The organism is Actinomadura syzygii (assembly GCF_008085905.1).
Lineage (GTDB): Bacteria > Actinomycetota > Actinomycetes > Streptosporangiales > Streptosporangiaceae > Spirillospora > Spirillospora syzygii.
This window is the reverse complement of the sequence record NZ_VSFF01000009.1, coordinates 92716-108387: the sequence shown is the minus strand read 5'-3', so window position 1 is coordinate 108387 and position 15672 is coordinate 92716. Positions and strand designations below refer to the sequence as shown.

Annotated in this window: 11 protein-coding genes; 2 read left to right on the top strand and 9 right to left on the bottom strand. The window is 71.0% G+C overall.

From position 1 onward, the window contains the following. Positions 1 to 16 precede the first annotated feature (16 nt). From FXF65_RS23430 to FXF65_RS43885, 7 genes are all read right to left on the bottom strand, one after another. Positions 17 to 700, bottom strand: a complete 684-nt coding sequence (locus tag FXF65_RS23430) for a lysophospholipid acyltransferase family protein (protein WP_148352171.1) — start codon at positions 698 to 700, stop codon at positions 17 to 19. A 108-nt stretch (positions 701 to 808) separates the two neighbouring features. Next, on the bottom strand, positions 809 to 1432 hold the full coding sequence (locus tag FXF65_RS23425; RefSeq protein ID WP_148352170.1) for a GOLPH3/VPS74 family protein: 624 nt from the start codon (positions 1430 to 1432) through the stop codon (positions 809 to 811). A gap of 2 nt (positions 1433 to 1434) precedes the next feature. Beyond that, a complete protein-coding gene (locus tag FXF65_RS45370) occupies positions 1435 to 1725 on the bottom strand; it encodes a type II toxin-antitoxin system antitoxin (protein ID WP_246199030.1) in 291 nt (96 codons plus the stop codon). A gap of 3 nt (positions 1726 to 1728) precedes the next feature. Continuing rightward, entirely contained in the window at positions 1729 to 2640 is a 912-nt protein-coding gene (locus FXF65_RS23415) for an SPFH domain-containing protein (protein ID WP_222868736.1), read from the bottom strand. 120 nt (positions 2641 to 2760) lie between these two features. Continuing rightward, positions 2761 to 4311 (bottom strand): MFS transporter, encoded by a 1551-nt coding sequence (locus FXF65_RS23410; protein WP_148352168.1) that lies wholly within the window; start codon positions 4309 to 4311, stop codon positions 2761 to 2763. 104 nt (positions 4312 to 4415) lie between these two features. After that, positions 4416 to 7538, bottom strand: coding sequence for an AfsR/SARP family transcriptional regulator (locus tag FXF65_RS23405; protein ID WP_187412470.1), 3123 nt, complete (start codon positions 7536 to 7538; stop codon positions 4416 to 4418). 66 nt (positions 7539 to 7604) lie between these two features. Next, positions 7605 to 7757, bottom strand: coding sequence for a hypothetical protein (locus tag FXF65_RS43885; protein ID WP_187412469.1), 153 nt, complete (start codon positions 7755 to 7757; stop codon positions 7605 to 7607). 669 nt (positions 7758 to 8426) lie between these two features. Here FXF65_RS43885 and FXF65_RS23400 point away from each other — a divergent pair. Then, the gene (locus tag FXF65_RS23400) at positions 8427 to 10382 is read left to right on the top strand and encodes an N-6 DNA methylase (RefSeq protein WP_148352166.1); all 1956 of its coding nucleotides are present in this window, start codon (positions 8427 to 8429) and stop codon (positions 10380 to 10382) included. Positions 10383 to 10421: 39 nt separating this feature from the next. After that, entirely contained in the window at positions 10422 to 11924 is a 1503-nt protein-coding gene (locus FXF65_RS23395; RefSeq protein WP_222868700.1) for a serine/threonine-protein kinase, read from the top strand. Here FXF65_RS23395 and FXF65_RS23390 read toward each other — a convergent pair. Further along, positions 11921 to 13996, bottom strand: a complete 2076-nt coding sequence (locus FXF65_RS23390) for a UvrD-helicase domain-containing protein (RefSeq protein WP_148352165.1) — start codon at positions 13994 to 13996, stop codon at positions 11921 to 11923. The two genes, FXF65_RS23395 and FXF65_RS23390, sit on opposite strands and share 4 nt — an antisense overlap. A 292-nt stretch (positions 13997 to 14288) precedes the next feature. Further along, positions 14289 to 14780 (bottom strand): hypothetical protein, encoded by a 492-nt coding sequence (locus tag FXF65_RS23385; RefSeq protein ID WP_148352164.1) that lies wholly within the window; start codon positions 14778 to 14780, stop codon positions 14289 to 14291. Positions 14781 to 15672: the final 892 nt, after the last annotated feature.

Below are 15672 nucleotides of genomic sequence, written 5' to 3'. Positions count from 1 at the left end.
CCCGTCGGCCGGGCGGTCAGCCGGTCGGGCGGGGCGCGTAGTCGTCCACGTACTCCTGGCCGGACAGCTGCTGGATCGCCTCCATGATCTCGTCGGTGACGTCCCGCGCGGCCTTGCCGCGCGGGACGCCCGCGTCCCGGCCGCGGAAGGTCAGCGGCGCGCCGATGCGCAGCCCGATCCGGCCCGGCCGCGGGACGGCCTGGCCGAGCGGCTGCACCCGGTCGGTGCCCTCGATCGCCACCGGGACGACGGGCGCCCCGGTCCGCAGCGCGAGCCGCGCGACGCCCGTCCGGCCCCGGTAGAGCCGCCCGTCCGGGGAGCGGGTGCCCTCCGGGTGGATCGCGAACACGCCGCCGCGCTCCAGCACCGCCGCCGACGTGTCGAGCGCGTCGAGCGCGGCGCGCCCGCCCGACCGGTCGACCGCGATCGCGCCGACGCCGCGGAACAGCGCCGCGATCGCCCGGCCCCGCACGCCCGGCCCCGTGAAGTACTCGTGCTTGCCGAGGAAGTGCACCCGGCGCGGCACCATCAGCGGCAGGACGAAGGAGTCCAGGAACGCGAGGTGGTTCGCGGCGAGGATCACCGGCCCGATCCGCGGGACGTGCGCGAGCCCGCTCACCCGGGGCAGGAACGCGACCCGCATCGCGGGCCCCATCACGACGTGCTTCAGCAGGGGGTAGACCAGGCGCTCGGGTTCCATGTCCGAAAGTTATGTTCCGGTGTTCCGCCGCCGCCCGTCGCGCCCGATACAAGATCGCACCCGTGGACCTTGTAGGGGGCCGCACTTGCCACCCGCCCGGGAGCCGGGCTATCCGCCCGCGGCGGCGTTCTGCTGCCGGATGACCTTGCGGACCGCCGGGGCCGCGGGCCCCGACCGCGCCGTCAGCTCCGCGATCCGCCGCTTGTGCCGCCGCCGGTCCGCGCCCGGCAGGACGGTCTTCAGCTCGCCCGCCGCCGCGAGCGCCACCGCCGCCGCGTCGTAGCTGTTCACGTGCGCCACCGGGCGCCCGCGCAGCGCCGACGACGCCCCGCCCCACAGCGACTTCACGACCCGGTGGTCGCGCACGGTGACCTCGTGCCGGGGGAACAGCCCGAGCACCCGGCGGCTGCGCACCCGGACGAACCCGTCGCGGGCCAGCTCGTCGCGGACGGCGCCGACGATCGCCCGCGCGTCCCTGCGCACCCAGTGCTGCCACGACCGCGGACGGGACGCCGCGATCTGCGCCAGCACCCCGTACGGGTCGTCGCCCGGCGTCCCCGGGACGGGCCGCCGCCGCTCCTCGCCGAGCCTGCCGTCCAGGTACAGCTCGGTCAGCGCGGCGGCGCGCAGCACGTAGCCGAGCCGCGCGCCGCCCCTGCTCATCCGCTGTCTGCGCACGTCGTAGGCCAGCAGGAACATCCGCGCCGGCAGCGTCTCCGGAACCTTGACCATCGTCAGTCCTCGCCCCCGCCGCGCGGCGGGTCATGCTCGTCGTACTCGTCCTCGGTTTGTCTGTCGGTGTCGGTGTCGGTGTTGGCGTCGGGGTCGGGCCCGGCCTTGCGGGGGCGGCCGCGGCCGCGCATCCGGCCCGCCGTGCCGGGCATCCGGCCCGCGTCGGCGAGCGCCCGCCGCAGCAGGAACTCGATCTGCGCGTTGGTGCTGCGCAGCTCGTCCCCGGCCCAGCGGACCAGCGCGTCGTGGACCGCCGGGTCGAGCCGCAGCAGGATCTTCTTCCGCTCAGCCACGGGTCACTGGTAGAGGCTGCCGGCGTTGACCACCGGCTGGGCGTCCCGGTCGGCGCACAGGACGACCAGCAGGTTGCTGACCATGGCCGCCTTGCGCTCCTCGTCCAGCTCGACCACGTTCTCCTCGTCCAGCCGTTCGAGGGCGAGCTGCACCATGCCGACCGCGCCCTCGACGATCCGCTGCCGCGCCGCGACCACCGCGCCCGCCTGCTGGCGGCGCAGCATCGCCTGCGCGATCTCCGGCGCGTAGGCCAGCCGGGTGATCCGCGACTCGATGATGTCCACCCCGGCGGACGCGACCCGCTGCGCCAGCTCCTCGGAGAGCTGCGCGGTGATCTCGTCGGCGTTGTCGCGCAGGGACGTGCGGTCGTGCGCGTCGTAGGGGAAGCTGCCCGCGATGTGCCGGACGGCCGCCTCCGTCTGGAACGCGACGAACTCGACGAAGTCGTCCACCTCGAACACGGCGCGGGCGGTGTCGGCGACCTGCCACACGACCACGGCCGAGATCTCGATCGGGTTGCCGTCCAGGTCGTTGACCTTGGCGAGGCCCGTCTCGTGGTTGCGGATCCGCGTGGACACCTTGCTCCGCTCGGTCAGCGGGTTCACCCACCGCAGGCCGTCGGTGCGGACCGTCCCCCTGTACCGGCCGAGCAGTTGCAGCACCCGCGCCTCGTTCGGCGCGACCGGCGTGAGCCCGGCGAACAGCACGAACCCGGCCAGCCCGAGCAGCGACCCGACCACGATGCCCGTCGCGAGCGCGGCGGGCCCGCCGACCGCGACGCCCGCGAGCACCGCGGCGGCGGCCAGCGCGAGCAGCACGAGCGCGAGCACGAGCATCGTCCAGCCGCCGCGGTCCCCGGCGGGCCGCTCGCCGATCTTGGGTCGGGGCATGTCCACCGTCGTCGTCACGTCCATCATGTCCCCCCTCGTCTTGAGTTATCGTGAATCTAGCAAAGTGATATCACTTTTTGCAATCGGAGGGGGTCGCCCGCCCGGCCCGGAGCGGGCCGGGACGGGTCGCGGCGGTCGCGGCGGTCACGGTGCCGGTACGAGGCCGGGCTCCTCCGGCTCCTGCGCCTCCGGGATGACCTTCGGCACGTTCCGCAGCGTGACCAGCGCGAACACGGCCACCAGGGCGGCGAGCCCGGCGCTGCACGCGAGGGCGGCGTGCATCCCGTCCACGAAGGCGTTCCGGGCGGCGTCCGCGAGTTGGCCGCCGAGCGTTCCGGGCAGCCGCGCCGCGGTCTGGAGCGCCGCGCCGAGCGAGTCGCGGGCGGCGGACGCGGCGGGCGCGGGCGTCCCGGCGGGCAGGTCGAGCACGTTCCGGTACACCGCGTTCAGGACGCTGCCGAGCACCGCCATCCCGAGCGCGCCGCCGAGCTCGGTCGCGGTCTCGGAGATCGCCGACGCGGCGCCGGAGCGGGCCTTCGGCACGGACGCGAGCACGGTGTCCGCGGTGACGGTCATCGCGAGGCCCATCCCGATCCCGGCGAGGACCATCGCGGGGAGCATCACCGTCCAGTAGGAGGGGTGGAGCCCGATGGTCAGGTAGATCGCGAACCCGGTCGCAGAGATCAGCATCCCGGCCGCGACGACCCGGGCCCGGCCCAGCGCGGAGATCAGCGGCGGGGCCAGCAGCGCACCGCCGACCATCGCCCCGGCCGCGCCGGGCAGCCCCGCGAGCCCCGCCTTCAGCGGCGACCAGCCGAGCGCGAGCTGGAAGTACAGCGAGAAGATCAGCGACTGGGCGACCAGCGTGAACATCGCGAACATGTTGGTGCCGATCGAGCCGCTGAACGCCGCGTTGCGGAACAGCCGCACGTCGATCAGCGGCTCGTCCAGCCGGGTCTGCCGGACGAAAAACGCCGCCAGCGCCACCGCGCCCGCCACCGCCGACACGTAGATCTGGACGTGGCCCGGCCCGTGCGCCGCGGCCTCCTTGATCGCGTACACCAGGCCGAGGACGCCCACCGCCGACAGCGGCACGCTCACGAGGTCCAGCCGTCCCGGCACCGGGTTGCGCGACTCGACCAGCACGAGCGCGCCCGCGACCAGCGCCACCGCCATGATCGGCACGTTGATCAGGAAGACCGAGCCCCACCAGAAGTGGTCCAGCAGCGCGCCGCCGATGACCGGCCCGAGCCCGACCGCGAGCCCGGCGACGCCGGAGAACGCGCCGACCGCCATCGTCCGCTCCTTGCCGTCGGTGAACGCCCGGCGGATCAGCGACAGGCACGACGGCATCAGCGTCGCGCCCGCGACGCCGAGCACCGCGCGGGCCGCGATCAGCAGCTCCGCGCTCGGCGCGTACGCGGTCACGGCGGACGCGGCGGCGAACAGCGCCGTCCCCATCAGCAGCAGCTTCTTGTGCCCGATCCGGTCGCCGATGCCGCCCATGGTGATCAGCAGCCCGGCGAGCGCGAAGCCGTAGGCGTCCGCGATCCACAGGATCTGGGTGGACGACGGGTCCAGGTCGGCGCTCAGGTGCGGCACGGCCTGGTTGAGCGCGGTGAGGTCGATGTTCGGCACCAGCGCGATCAGGAGGCAGATCGCGAAGGTGCCCCACTTGCGGGCTGAGGTGTTCATGCGGCAAATGTCGCGGGCCGCGCTGACCGTCCACGCACCGTCCGCTGACCGTCCGCCCGTCAGCGCCCCGCCCGCCGGTCAGGCGGTTCAGGCGGTTCAGGTGGTCAGGCGGGGAGGCCGTCGGCGCGGGCCAGGGCGAGCGCGTCGCCGAGCGGGAGCGCTGCGCCGCGGCCGAACTCCGTGTCCCAGGCGTCATCCGTGAGGGCGTCCCTGACCTGCGACGACACGGGCGCGACGGCGGGGTCGGCGGGGAGGCGCCCGCCGTTCCCGGCGGCCGCGGTGCCGAGCAGCAGAGCGGCCCGGCGCGCGTCGCCCTCGGCGAGCGCCACGGCCGCCAGCCCGGCCGCCGCGAACGCGCGGTGCCGGAAGACCGGATGGTCGAACGCCGTGTCCAGCGACTCGTGCAGCAGTTCGCGCGCCCGCTCCACGTCGCCCTCGGCGAGCGCGACCCAGCCGAGCCCGGTCAGCGCCGTCCCGCGGACCGCGACCGCGATGAACCGCTCGGACGCGTACCCGGTCAGCGCCGTCTCGTACAGCCGTCGCGCGCCGGGCAGGTCGCCGCCGAGCCGCGCGACGTCGCCGAGCCCCTGGTACCCGCCCGCGACCTTGTCCGGCGTCCCGGCCCGCCGGGCCAGCTCGACGCCCCGCTCGAACGCGGCCCGCGCCTCGTCCAGCTCACCGCCGTGCAGGTGGACGTAGGCGCGCTGGTAGAGCAGGTCGGCGGTGTCCTCCAGCGCGCCGAGCAGCTCCATCTGCGCCAGCGCCTCGTCCAGCAGGGCGAGCGCCCGCTCCCGGTCGCCGCGCCAGTCGGCGATCTGGGCGAGCGTGTCGAGCGAGTTCGCCGCGCCCCACCGGTCGCCGCACGCGCGGAACCCGCGCGCCGCCTCCGCGCAGGCGCGTTCCGCCCCGGCCATGTCCCCGGCGAACTGGGCGACGAAGCCGTCGCTCATCTTCACGAGGGCCCGCGACCACGGGTCGTCCCCGATCTGCTGGGCGAACACCGCGTTGTCGGTGCGCTCGGGCCCGGCCGCGAGCGCCCACATGACGATCGCCACCGGGTAACGGAGATGGCGCCGGATGCCGAGCACGACCGTCTCGGCCCGGTCCAGCCACGCCACCGCCTGCTCGCCGGACACGCCGCCCGACACGGCGTTCGTGACGCAGAGGACGTACTCCTCCTCCAGCCCGTCCGGGGGGTCGGCGCCGACCGCGTCCAGCAGCGCGGCCGCCAGTGGCGCCCCCTCCACCCGGCCGCGCAGCCACCAGTACCACGACAGCGCCGCGTTCAGCCGCAGCGCGAGCACCGGGTCCGACCGGATCGAACGGCGCAGCGCCGCGTGGAGGTTCCCGTGGTCGGCCGCGAGCAGCGTCAGCCACTCCAGCTGCTCGCCGCTCCGCAGCAGCGGATCGGCGCGCCCGGCCAGTGCGAGGAAGTACTCCGCGTGCGCCCGCTCGAACCGCTCCTTCTCCCCGGCCTCGGCGAGCCGCTCCGCGCAGAACGCGCGGACCGTGTCCAGCATCCGGTACCGGACGCCGTCGCTCTGCAGCAGCGACTTGTCGGCGAGGCTCGCGACCGCGTCGGCCGCGTCGTCGTCCCGGCACACCCCGGCCGCCGCCGCCAGCGTGAACCCGCCGGAGAACACGGTCAGGCGGCGGGCGAGGGTCTGCTCGGCCGCGTCCAGCAGGTCCCAGCTCCACTCGACGACGGCGCGCAGCGTCTGGTGCCGGGGCGCGGCGGTCCGGTCGCCGCGCGACAGCAGCCGGAACCGGTCGTCCAGCCTGGTCGCGACGTCCCGCACCGGCAGCGACCGCAGCCGCGCCGCGGCCAGCTCGATCGCGAGCGGCAGGCCGTCCAGGGCCCGGCAGATCCGCAGGACGTCGCGCACGTTGCCCTCGTCCACCGCGAACCCGGGGCGCACCGCCTCCGCCCGGTCGAGGAACAGCCGCACCGCCGGGTACGCCGCGACCTCCCGAGCGGGCGCGCCCTCCGGCGGCAGCTCCAGCGGCGGCAGCGGGCGCAGCGCCTCGCCGGTGATCCCGAGCGCCTCCCGGCTGGTCGCGAGGACCCGCAGGTCCGGGCAGGCGCTCAGCAGCCGGTGCGCGAGGCCCGCGACGGACGCGACGACGTGCTCGCAGTTGTCCAGGACGAGCAGGACCCGCCGCCCGTCCAGCGCCGTCCGGACCCGCTCCACCGCGTCCGGCGCCCGCCCGCCCGGCGCCGGGCGCATCCCGCCCTCGCGCAGCCCGAGCGCGCCGAGCAGCGCCTTCGGCACCTCGTCCGGCGCGACCGGGGCCAGGTCGACGAAGCACACGTCGCCGCGCTCCCGCCCGGCCGCCTCGACCGCGAGCCGCGTCTTGCCCGCGCCGCCCGGGCCGAGCAGCGTGACGAGCCGCCCGTCCGCGAGCATCTTGCCGACCCGGCGGAGCTCCTCGTCGCGCCCGACGAAGCTGGTGAGCTGCGCCGGAAGGTGGGCCCGCGGCATCCCGCCCTGGTCGTCCCTGTCACCCCGGAGGATCGCGAGGTGCACGTCCGCGAGCTCCTTGGACGGGTCGGCGCCCAGCTCTTCCGCGAGGATCCGCCGCCCGTCCTCGAACACCGCGAGCGCCTCCGCCTGCCGCCCGCAGCCGTGCAGCGCCCGCATCAGCAGCGCCCGCGCCCGCTCCCGCAGCGGCTGCGCGTCCACCAGGTCGCGCAGCGGCGTGACCACCGCCTCGGCGTCCCCGGTCGCGAGCCGCGCCGCGCCGTACTCCTCGACGACCGACGCCCGCTCCTCCTCCAGCCGCGCCGCCTGCGCCTCCGCGAACGGCGCGCTCACGTCCGCCAGCGCGGCCCCCCGCCACAGCCCGAGCGCCTCCGCGAACAGCTCGGCCGCCACGTCATGCCGCCCGGCCGCCAGCTCCCGCCGCCCGTCCCGCGCCAGCCGCTCGAACCGGAGGGCGTCGACGTCGTCCTCCCCGGCCACGATCCGGTACCCGGCCGGACGCCCCTCGACCAGCGCCGCGTCCCCGAGCCCCCGCCGCAGCCGCGACACCTGCGACTGGAGCGCGTTCGCCGCCCCGCTCGGCGGCTCCGCCCCGTACAGCCCGTCGATCAGCCGCTCGACCGGCACGACCCGCCCCGCGTCCAGCAGCAGCATGGCGAGCAACGCCCGCACCGTAGGCCCGCCCACACCGGCGACCACCCCGCCGACCCGAGCCTCAACAGGCCCCAAGACCCCGAACCGCATCCCCCAATCCTCCCGCACGATCCCGGTATGTGCGGCTTCCACTCTCGCGTCGACGCGACATGGGCGTCACCGAAGGAGGATGCGATCCGGCACACCCTCGATCAGACCTTCGTCCTGGAGTCTCAGCAGGTCGTCCACAAAAGCGAGTGAGATGTCGGAGCCGCGACGGTTCCACCCGAGGAAGCGAGCCGTATGCGTGGCCAGCTCAGCCTCCGCCATCCCCGGAGACTCCCCAATATCCCCGACCAGAGCAGCCCGCCGCTCCCAGGGGCTGCCGTGCAACCGCCGGACGCTGCTGCGGCTGATCGCGCGCTCCGCGGGGCTGTTCGGCGACCTTTGCGAGGACTCCGCAGCCGGGCTCTCGGGGGATGACAGGACGTCCGCGCATCGCGCCTCATTCTGCCCACCTCCCACTTCAACGCCCGTTCCACGACGGACGGTCGTAGCGAGACCTTCTCCCTCGCTCAGGTCCCTTCTCGCTCAGGTCCCTTCGTGTCCGGGTTCTCCCTCGTCCGTGTCAGCTCCTACGGCACGCCCAGGAGCTACGTGCTGCAGTTGTGGTGCGACGATTCGCGCCTGCGTCGCGAGGCGGTCAACTCTGCTCCGCGGTGCTGGAACGAGTCCTGTGCTATTGGAGGGACGTTCAAGCCGGTCAGCCCGTTGACCAGATTGATCAGCCGCCCTTGGTCGGCGGGACCTCCGGGCCGAACGGTGTGGACTGTCAAGCGCAGCCAACCATACAGCTAGCTGTGAATACAATCAACCTGGATTTTCACTACAGTACTGTGATCGTATACTCGGCAGTATGAACGGCGTGAACTGAGTCAACCGGAGGATCGAGGCTGGTGGGCGCTAGGGTGAGATCGTTCGGTCGGCGGAGGGAGTGCTGTGTCGAGCGATGCGACGGTGACCGCGGCCGATATCGCCCGGCTGGCCGCGGTGGGGCGGGCCGCGGTGAGCAACTGGCGCCGCCGCCATGACGACTTTCCCCAGCCCGTGGGCGGGACGGCGGCCAGCCCGACGTTCTCCCTCGCCGAGGTCGAGGACTGGCTTCGCGGTCAGGGCAAGCTGGCCGACTCGCCCGTCCGGGAGCGCGTCTGGCAGACGCTCCGGCAGGCGGCGGCCGGGGACGTCGAACTCGCCGACGTGCTCACTTTCGCGGGTGCGTTCCTGCTCCATCTCCGCGCGCACCCCGAATTCGAGGTGGCGGACGTTCCAGACCAGCAGGTAGAGCGCTCCCTACGCGAACACCTTGACGAGGTGCCGCCGTCTGCGGTCCCCATTGCGCGCGCCCTTTCGCCGCTTGTGGACGAACTGGGTGTCGCCGACACGTTCGACTTCCTCCGCACCCGTTATCTGGAGCACCACAGTCGCCGCGTCTATCTCACCCCTGAGCCGGTCATACGGCTGATGCTCGAACTCGGGGGACCGGCCAGGACCGTCCTGGATCCGGCGTGCGGCACCGGTGCGTACCTCAACCTGGCGAACGATCTGTTCAAGGACGTGGAACTGCTCCTCGGTCAGGAGATCGACGAGACGACCGCGCGTATGTCCGCCATCCAGTTGGCGTTGCGCGGTGCCCCGGCCGAGGTTCGCCCAGGCGACTCGCTCCTGGACGACGCGTTCCCTGGGCAGACGGTCGATCTGGTCGCGACCAACCCGCCCTTCAACGATCGGGGTTGGGGCTACGAGCGGTTGACCGGGGACCCGCGCTGGGAGTACGGGCTGCCTCCGCGTATGGAATCGGAGTTGGCGTGGCTTCAACACGGGCTCGCTCATACGCGCCCTGGCGGGACGGTCGTCATCCTCATGCCCCCGGCCGTCGCGAACCGCCGTTCGGGACGTCGTGTCCGCGCAAAACTGCTTCGCCGTGGCGCGTTGCGTGCCGTCATAGGGCTACCCTCCGGCGCGGTGCCGAATATGGCCGTCGCACTGACCGTGTGGGTTCTTCGCCGTCCGTCCTCTGGAGACCAGCCCGCGGACGACGTTCTGATGGTCGACACTTCGTCCGACCCGGAGAACTTCGGGAAAATCGCGCTCGACGCCTACCGCCGCTACCTCAAGGGCAAGGACGAGCGGACGGGTTCCAGTGTCGTCGTCCGCATCATCGACCTACTGGACGACGAGGTCGATCTCACACCCGCCCGCTACCTTCCCCAACGGACAACGCCCGCGACGGAGGGCTCGTTCGACGCCGCCCGCGAACTCCTCCAGAAGAAGGCCACGGAACTGCCCCAGACCATCGCCGAACTGTCCTCGCTCAAGCGCGCCCCAATGCGCGCTGACATTCCCATGACGACTTTCGGTGAACTCGCCAAGGCTGGTGTGCTGCAGATACTGCGCCCCCCACCCCGGATACGGATGGGCAGGACGGGCACGGTGCCCATGCTGACCATCGACGACCTCGCGCAGCGTAGGGACGCCACCGGGAGGGCCGCGCCCGACGACGGCCACGTTTGGATCGCCCCGGGGGACATCGTCGTTTCCCTGGCCGCGCGCCGTCCGGCCGCGCGCGTGATGACGGCGGAGGGGCCGATCCTCGGCCCCGGACTGGCGCTCGTCCGGGTCGACCCCTCCCGGACGGATCCCGACTTCGTCGCCGGCTGGCTGCTCCTCGGTGCACAGGGCGCGCGGCTCCGCAGCTCCACCTCGTCCGCCCGGTTCGATCTCCGCCGAGCCCGCCTGCCCCGCCTCACCCTCGTCGAGCAGACCGTGCTGGGGTCGGCGTTCCGCGCGCTCACCGAACTGGAAGCAGCCCTCCGCGAGACCCACGAACTGGGTGTGGACGTGCTGCGCCTCGGCCTCGAAGGACTGGGCGCCGGAGCCCTCCGCCCGCCCGGCTGACGCGGGTACGCTGCGTCCACGGGCCGGAGGAGGTGCGAGTTGCAGCGGGGCGATCTCCTCGGGGAGCGCGAGCGCTACGAGCTAGACCAGGCGATCGGGCGCGGCGGCATGGGTGAGGTGTGGCGCGCCTACGACCGGTTCCTCGACCGGCGCCTCGCGGTCAAGTTCACCCGCGTCATGGACGACGCCCTTGTCGGGCGCTTTGAGCAAGAGGCCCGCAGCACGGCCTGGTTCGAGCATCCCGGTGTCCCCACCGTGTACGACTTCGGGAGCCATGACGGCTGCTTCTACCTGGTGATGCAGTACGTCGAGGGCATGACGGTCGACCATGTCCTGGACGCGCAAGAACGACTCTCCGTTTCGTGGGCCGCGCTCATAGCGGCCCAAGTGTGCGCGGTGCTGAACGTGGCGCATCGCCGTCCGCTCGTGCACCGCGACCTCAAACCGAGCAATCTGATGCTCTGCCCTGACGGCTCGGTGAAAGTCCTCGATTTCGGTGCCGCTGTGGGGCTCGGGCCAGGCGACGTGCGGCGAACGACCACCGGATTGGGTGCGCCCTACACGCCGGGCTACACGGCGATAGAGCAGGTGTACGGAAGCCCAGGCCCGCAGAGCGATCTGTACTCCCTCGGCTGCGTCTTGTACGAGATGCTCACCGGCCGCAAGGTCTTCCTTGGAACGACGCCTTACGAGGTGATGCGCCGCCACGAGGACGAGGACCCGACCCCAGTGCGCGATCTGCGTCCCGACGTTCCGCGTGGGCTGGACACGCTCGTCCTGCACCTCCTGGCCAAGCAACCGGGCGACCGGCCGGGGAACGCCGACGAGGTATACACCCGACTCTTGAAATTCGTCTCGGCACTGGATCCCTTGCCGGGAATCATCGACACGATCGCCCTGCAACACCATTACGCCCATGCGATCAGCCGGATCAAGGTAACCGGTACGGCCCCCTTGGCTCGCCCTAAAGAACCTGCCGGATTGCCCACCATTGACGAGGTCGTCCGAGCGCGCGCGGAAGCGGCCCACCTGGCCGGTGAGGGCCGCTACACGCAGGCCGCGGAACTCCTCTCCGACCTGACCGGACCGGCGGGCCTGGCATTGGGCGACGAAGACCCCGAATACATGGGGATGTGCCTTGACCTGGCCGAGGTCCTGTTCCAGGGCGGTGACTACCGCCGGGCCGTCCACGCCTACCGCGCCGCCGCCGTGACCCTGGCCGAGTGGTACGGCCCGGACGACCCGCACGTCTTGATCTGCCGGGAGCAAGAAGCCGTCTGCCAAGCCCACCTGGGAGCCACAGCCGTCGCCCTCAGCCATTTGCAGGAACTTCTGGACGACCTTTCAGGCGGCAGCCCGCATGACGCACTGACTCTCCGCGTCCGCGAACGGGTAGGACGTCTCAAACTCGCGGCGGGCCGGACGGGCGAGGCACGCAAGGAACTCGCCGAACTCCTGGCCGACCTGACCGCCAGCTTCGGCGACGGCCACGTCCAGATCCCCGGCCTTCGCGCACTGCTCGACGACCTGGCCCAGGACTAGGGCACCCCGGGCAAGAATGGGCTCGGCGAACCCGCGAACGACACGTACAAATTGTCGCGCGCCCGTGTCGAAGCCACGAAGAGCAGGCACCGCTCCTTCTGGACGTCCTGCGCGTGCGCCTTGGCGTCCTCGTCCTCCGGTGTGATCGCATGGGACGACGGCATCGCGTTCTCGTCCGCCCCGATTACCGCGATGCACCGGAACTCAAGACCTTTCATCTTGTGCATCGTTCCGACCTGAACACCCGGTGACTTACTGGGCACCTGATAGGCGGTGACGCCGTCTTCCTTCAACCGCTTGACGGCTTTCCGAACCATCCACACGTACCGGGTGGCGACGCCGATCGAACCGATCTCCACACCGTCATCGACCCAGGCGCGCACTTGCTCGACGAGACCGTCCAATTCGGCGTCCAGGTCCGGATACCCCCTCACCGCGGGGCGTCGCCCGTGCATCGGTGACCGATAGCCGTCCAGTGTGTCCGCTGAATCATCGAGACCCTGTGCGGGAGAGTGCCCCAGCAAAGGCACCGACCAGGCCAGGATCTCCTGCGTGGTCCGATAATTGAGTCTCAGTTTGGTGCTGCGCCCGCGCACATTGATGCCGAGGCTGGTCAGCGACACGTGACTTTCGTAGATGCGCTGATGCGGGTCCCCGACGACGAACAGGTCATCGGGCCCCTCCGGGACGAGACGCCTCAGCAGTCGCCATTGCGTCGTGTGGATGTCCTGCGCCTCATCGATGATCACATGGTCGTATTCGGGTCCCGACACCAGATCAGCGGCCTCATTGGCGAGCTGGTGGAAGGTCGACCTGCCTTCGGCCGCCAGCCCGTCCGCCACGTGCTGGAGGGCCCGCCACACCACCGCACGCTGCGCCTTTCCGAGCGGGACACCGCGTCCGGCACGGGTACACGCCAGGTAATCGTCCTCGGTCTGCAGGCCCTGCGCGAGGATGATCTGCTCCCATTCCCGTTCCAGGAACGTCCGCGAGAAAGGCGTGCCTTCCGCCGCTTCGTCCCAGAGCGGATCGAGAACGTCCGGCCCGGCGATTCCCGGCTTGTGATGTCGTCCGACGATCCCGTAGGACACGGCATCGACGTTCTTCACCTGAATCCGCGCCCTGATCTCGGCATTCTCCACGAGCAGGGCGAGTTGCCTCTCCAACGCCTCCGCGAGGTTCCGCGTGAACGTCGTCAGCAGGACGCGCCCGCCCTTGGACGCAAGAAACTTCGCCCGATGAAGCGCGGTGACCGTCTTCCCCGTCCCGGCCCCGCCCGTCACCTGCGCGGGCCCCGAATAGGACGGACGGAGCGCGACCCGCCGCTGTACCGGATGCAGGAATACCCGCCACATGTCGAACGGGTGGGCGAGGATGTCCCGAAGTTCCTCCGGCCCGTTGACGAAGACGACCTTTCCCGGCGTCCGCCGCATCGCCGTCACCAGGTCGTCGGGGTCGACCGCGGCCGGCTTCTCCTCGACCGTCAGGTATTTCGCGACCTCTTCCCACGTCTGCTGGACGTTCATTCCCTGCGCCAGCGCGAGCAGCGCCATGTACTGCGGCTCCGGCAGGAACTTCTCCAAGGCCAGCAGATGCGAATCCTCGGTCAGCAGCCGGACGATCGGAATCAGCTCCCGGTCGATCCCCAGCCGCAGCAGATCCTTCTCGAAGACGTGCCCGAGCAGCCGGAAGACGGTCCCTTCCGCTGCCTTCGCCAACGCCGGGGACATCTCCTCCAGTGCCTGCTGGTCCCGAACCTCCAGTACGCCGATCGCCTGGTTCACTGAGAACTTCCTGCTTCTGGCCCACGCGATCGCGTCATCATGCGGCATCACCGCGAGCAGGCAGTAAACGTCCCCTTTATCCGGTGCCAGCACCACACCGCGCCAGAACTGGTCGATCCTTATCGTGCGGATCCGCGGATCCTTGGCATTGTTGAGTTTCTCCAGATGCAGCCCGGCGTGCGTGTGCTCGGCGAACTTGGCGATGGCCGCGTCCACGCCCTTCCGCACCTTCGGCTCCAACTTCGCGTACTGCGGCATGAACGAATCCGCAATAGCAAGCTGAGCCACCCCACACCACCCCTTTAACCACCGCCAAGCCCAATCATCTTAGGAGCGCCTCGTCCCGCCGATGCCGGAATACCGCCCGACGACCCCGGCCACCTCCGGACACAGCCCTCCGCCAGAGCGCAGCTCCGCGCCCCAGGTCGCCGCGCCGGTCCCTCAGATCCTCGCGGCGGACGCGAAGACCTCGGCATAAAGCACGGCCCGCACATCCTGCGTCGAATAATCCATCATTCCAGGAGTTGTCGGCGAGCGCGCGGGCATCGCGCAGGAAGTCGTCGAGTTCCGCGCCGGTGGGTCAGGCCCAGGTGGAGGATTCGGCGTGGCGGGCGGCGAGCCATTCTTTCGCGCAGATGGCGGCGTCCTGGATGAAGTCGTCCAGGTCCGCGTCGTCGAAGTTCGCTTCGCTCACCAGGTAGAGCAGGATGAAGACCTCGGCGTACAGGACGGATTCCACGTCGTCCAGGGCCGTGTCTTCGGGCGGTGGGGTGCCGACGACGCGGCGGATCATGTCCTCGGCCGCAAGGGTGTTGATCAGCCGTGCGTCTGGTCCGGCAGTGATGCGCAGGTCGGCCACGAAACGGATGATCTCTCCGTCTGTGTAGAACGGTGTGAACCTTCGGCGCACCGCGACGCAGAACGCTCCGTAAAGCAGCGACATGTAGCCGGCGGCCGCTTCGTCCGTGTGCATCTCGCTTCGCAGCGGTTCCCAGGCGGGCGGTCCTTCCAGGAGGAATGACCGCAGCGCCGAGATGTTCTCCGCGCCGATCTCAACGGCCGAGTAGTCCATTGGTCAAGAGTTCCCTCTGCGTCGACTGGACGATCTGATGGCGGAGGGCGGCACCGTCGTCGATCCCCGCGGTCGAGCCCTCTTCCGGGGCGTGGAGGACGATTCGTTGGGCAGCTTTGGAGTTCACGGTGTCTCGGGCACCGTTCTGGTCCGCTGCGTGCGTTGGAGGGGCGAGCCGCCCCGAGGGACGGTCGTCTGTTCCTCTACTGGTGGCATGTTCTCTTTCCGGGAATCGTCTCTCGGCGGTTCGATCGGCTGCCGAACCAGTTGTGGGGCCGCGCCGAACGCCGGGAGCCTCGCCCGGTCGGCTGATGTGCCGGGGGCGGTTTCCGTCCCGCTGGTGTGCTGCACGCCCACGCTCAAGCCCTTTCGCCGGGAACACGGATCCGTCCCGCCAAGGGCGCTGCGCGGACGGACCCGCCGGACGCGGCCCCGTGCCATCGGTGCCGAGTCACGTCGGGCCCTATGTAATCGCGCAAGTGAAGGATTCGCACGTTCGGATTCTGAATGCCAGAGCGCCCTGCGTGCGGATCGGTGGCCAGTTCATGATCGATCCGTTATATCGGGTGTCGCGGACGAAGTCATGGGACGATCACGAGCTGAACTGAATGGTAATCAATCGATACGCCGTTCCTCTATTCGAGTGAATTGAGAGACGTGTGTGTGACGCAGGTGGCTGGACGGGTGCTGCCGGCGGCGAGGCGGGCGCGTGAATCCCGCGAAAAACTTCGTCCGGGCGGGGTGGCGGCGTGAGCATTTCCCCTGGAACGGTCTCGGTCGCTCGTACTTGTCGTGGCGGCGCAGACTTGGATCGTTCTCCGGCCGCAATGAGGCGCCGATACCCGTGCGTCGACCGCCCTTCGTGAATGCTCGGGTCACCTGACTGATCTGT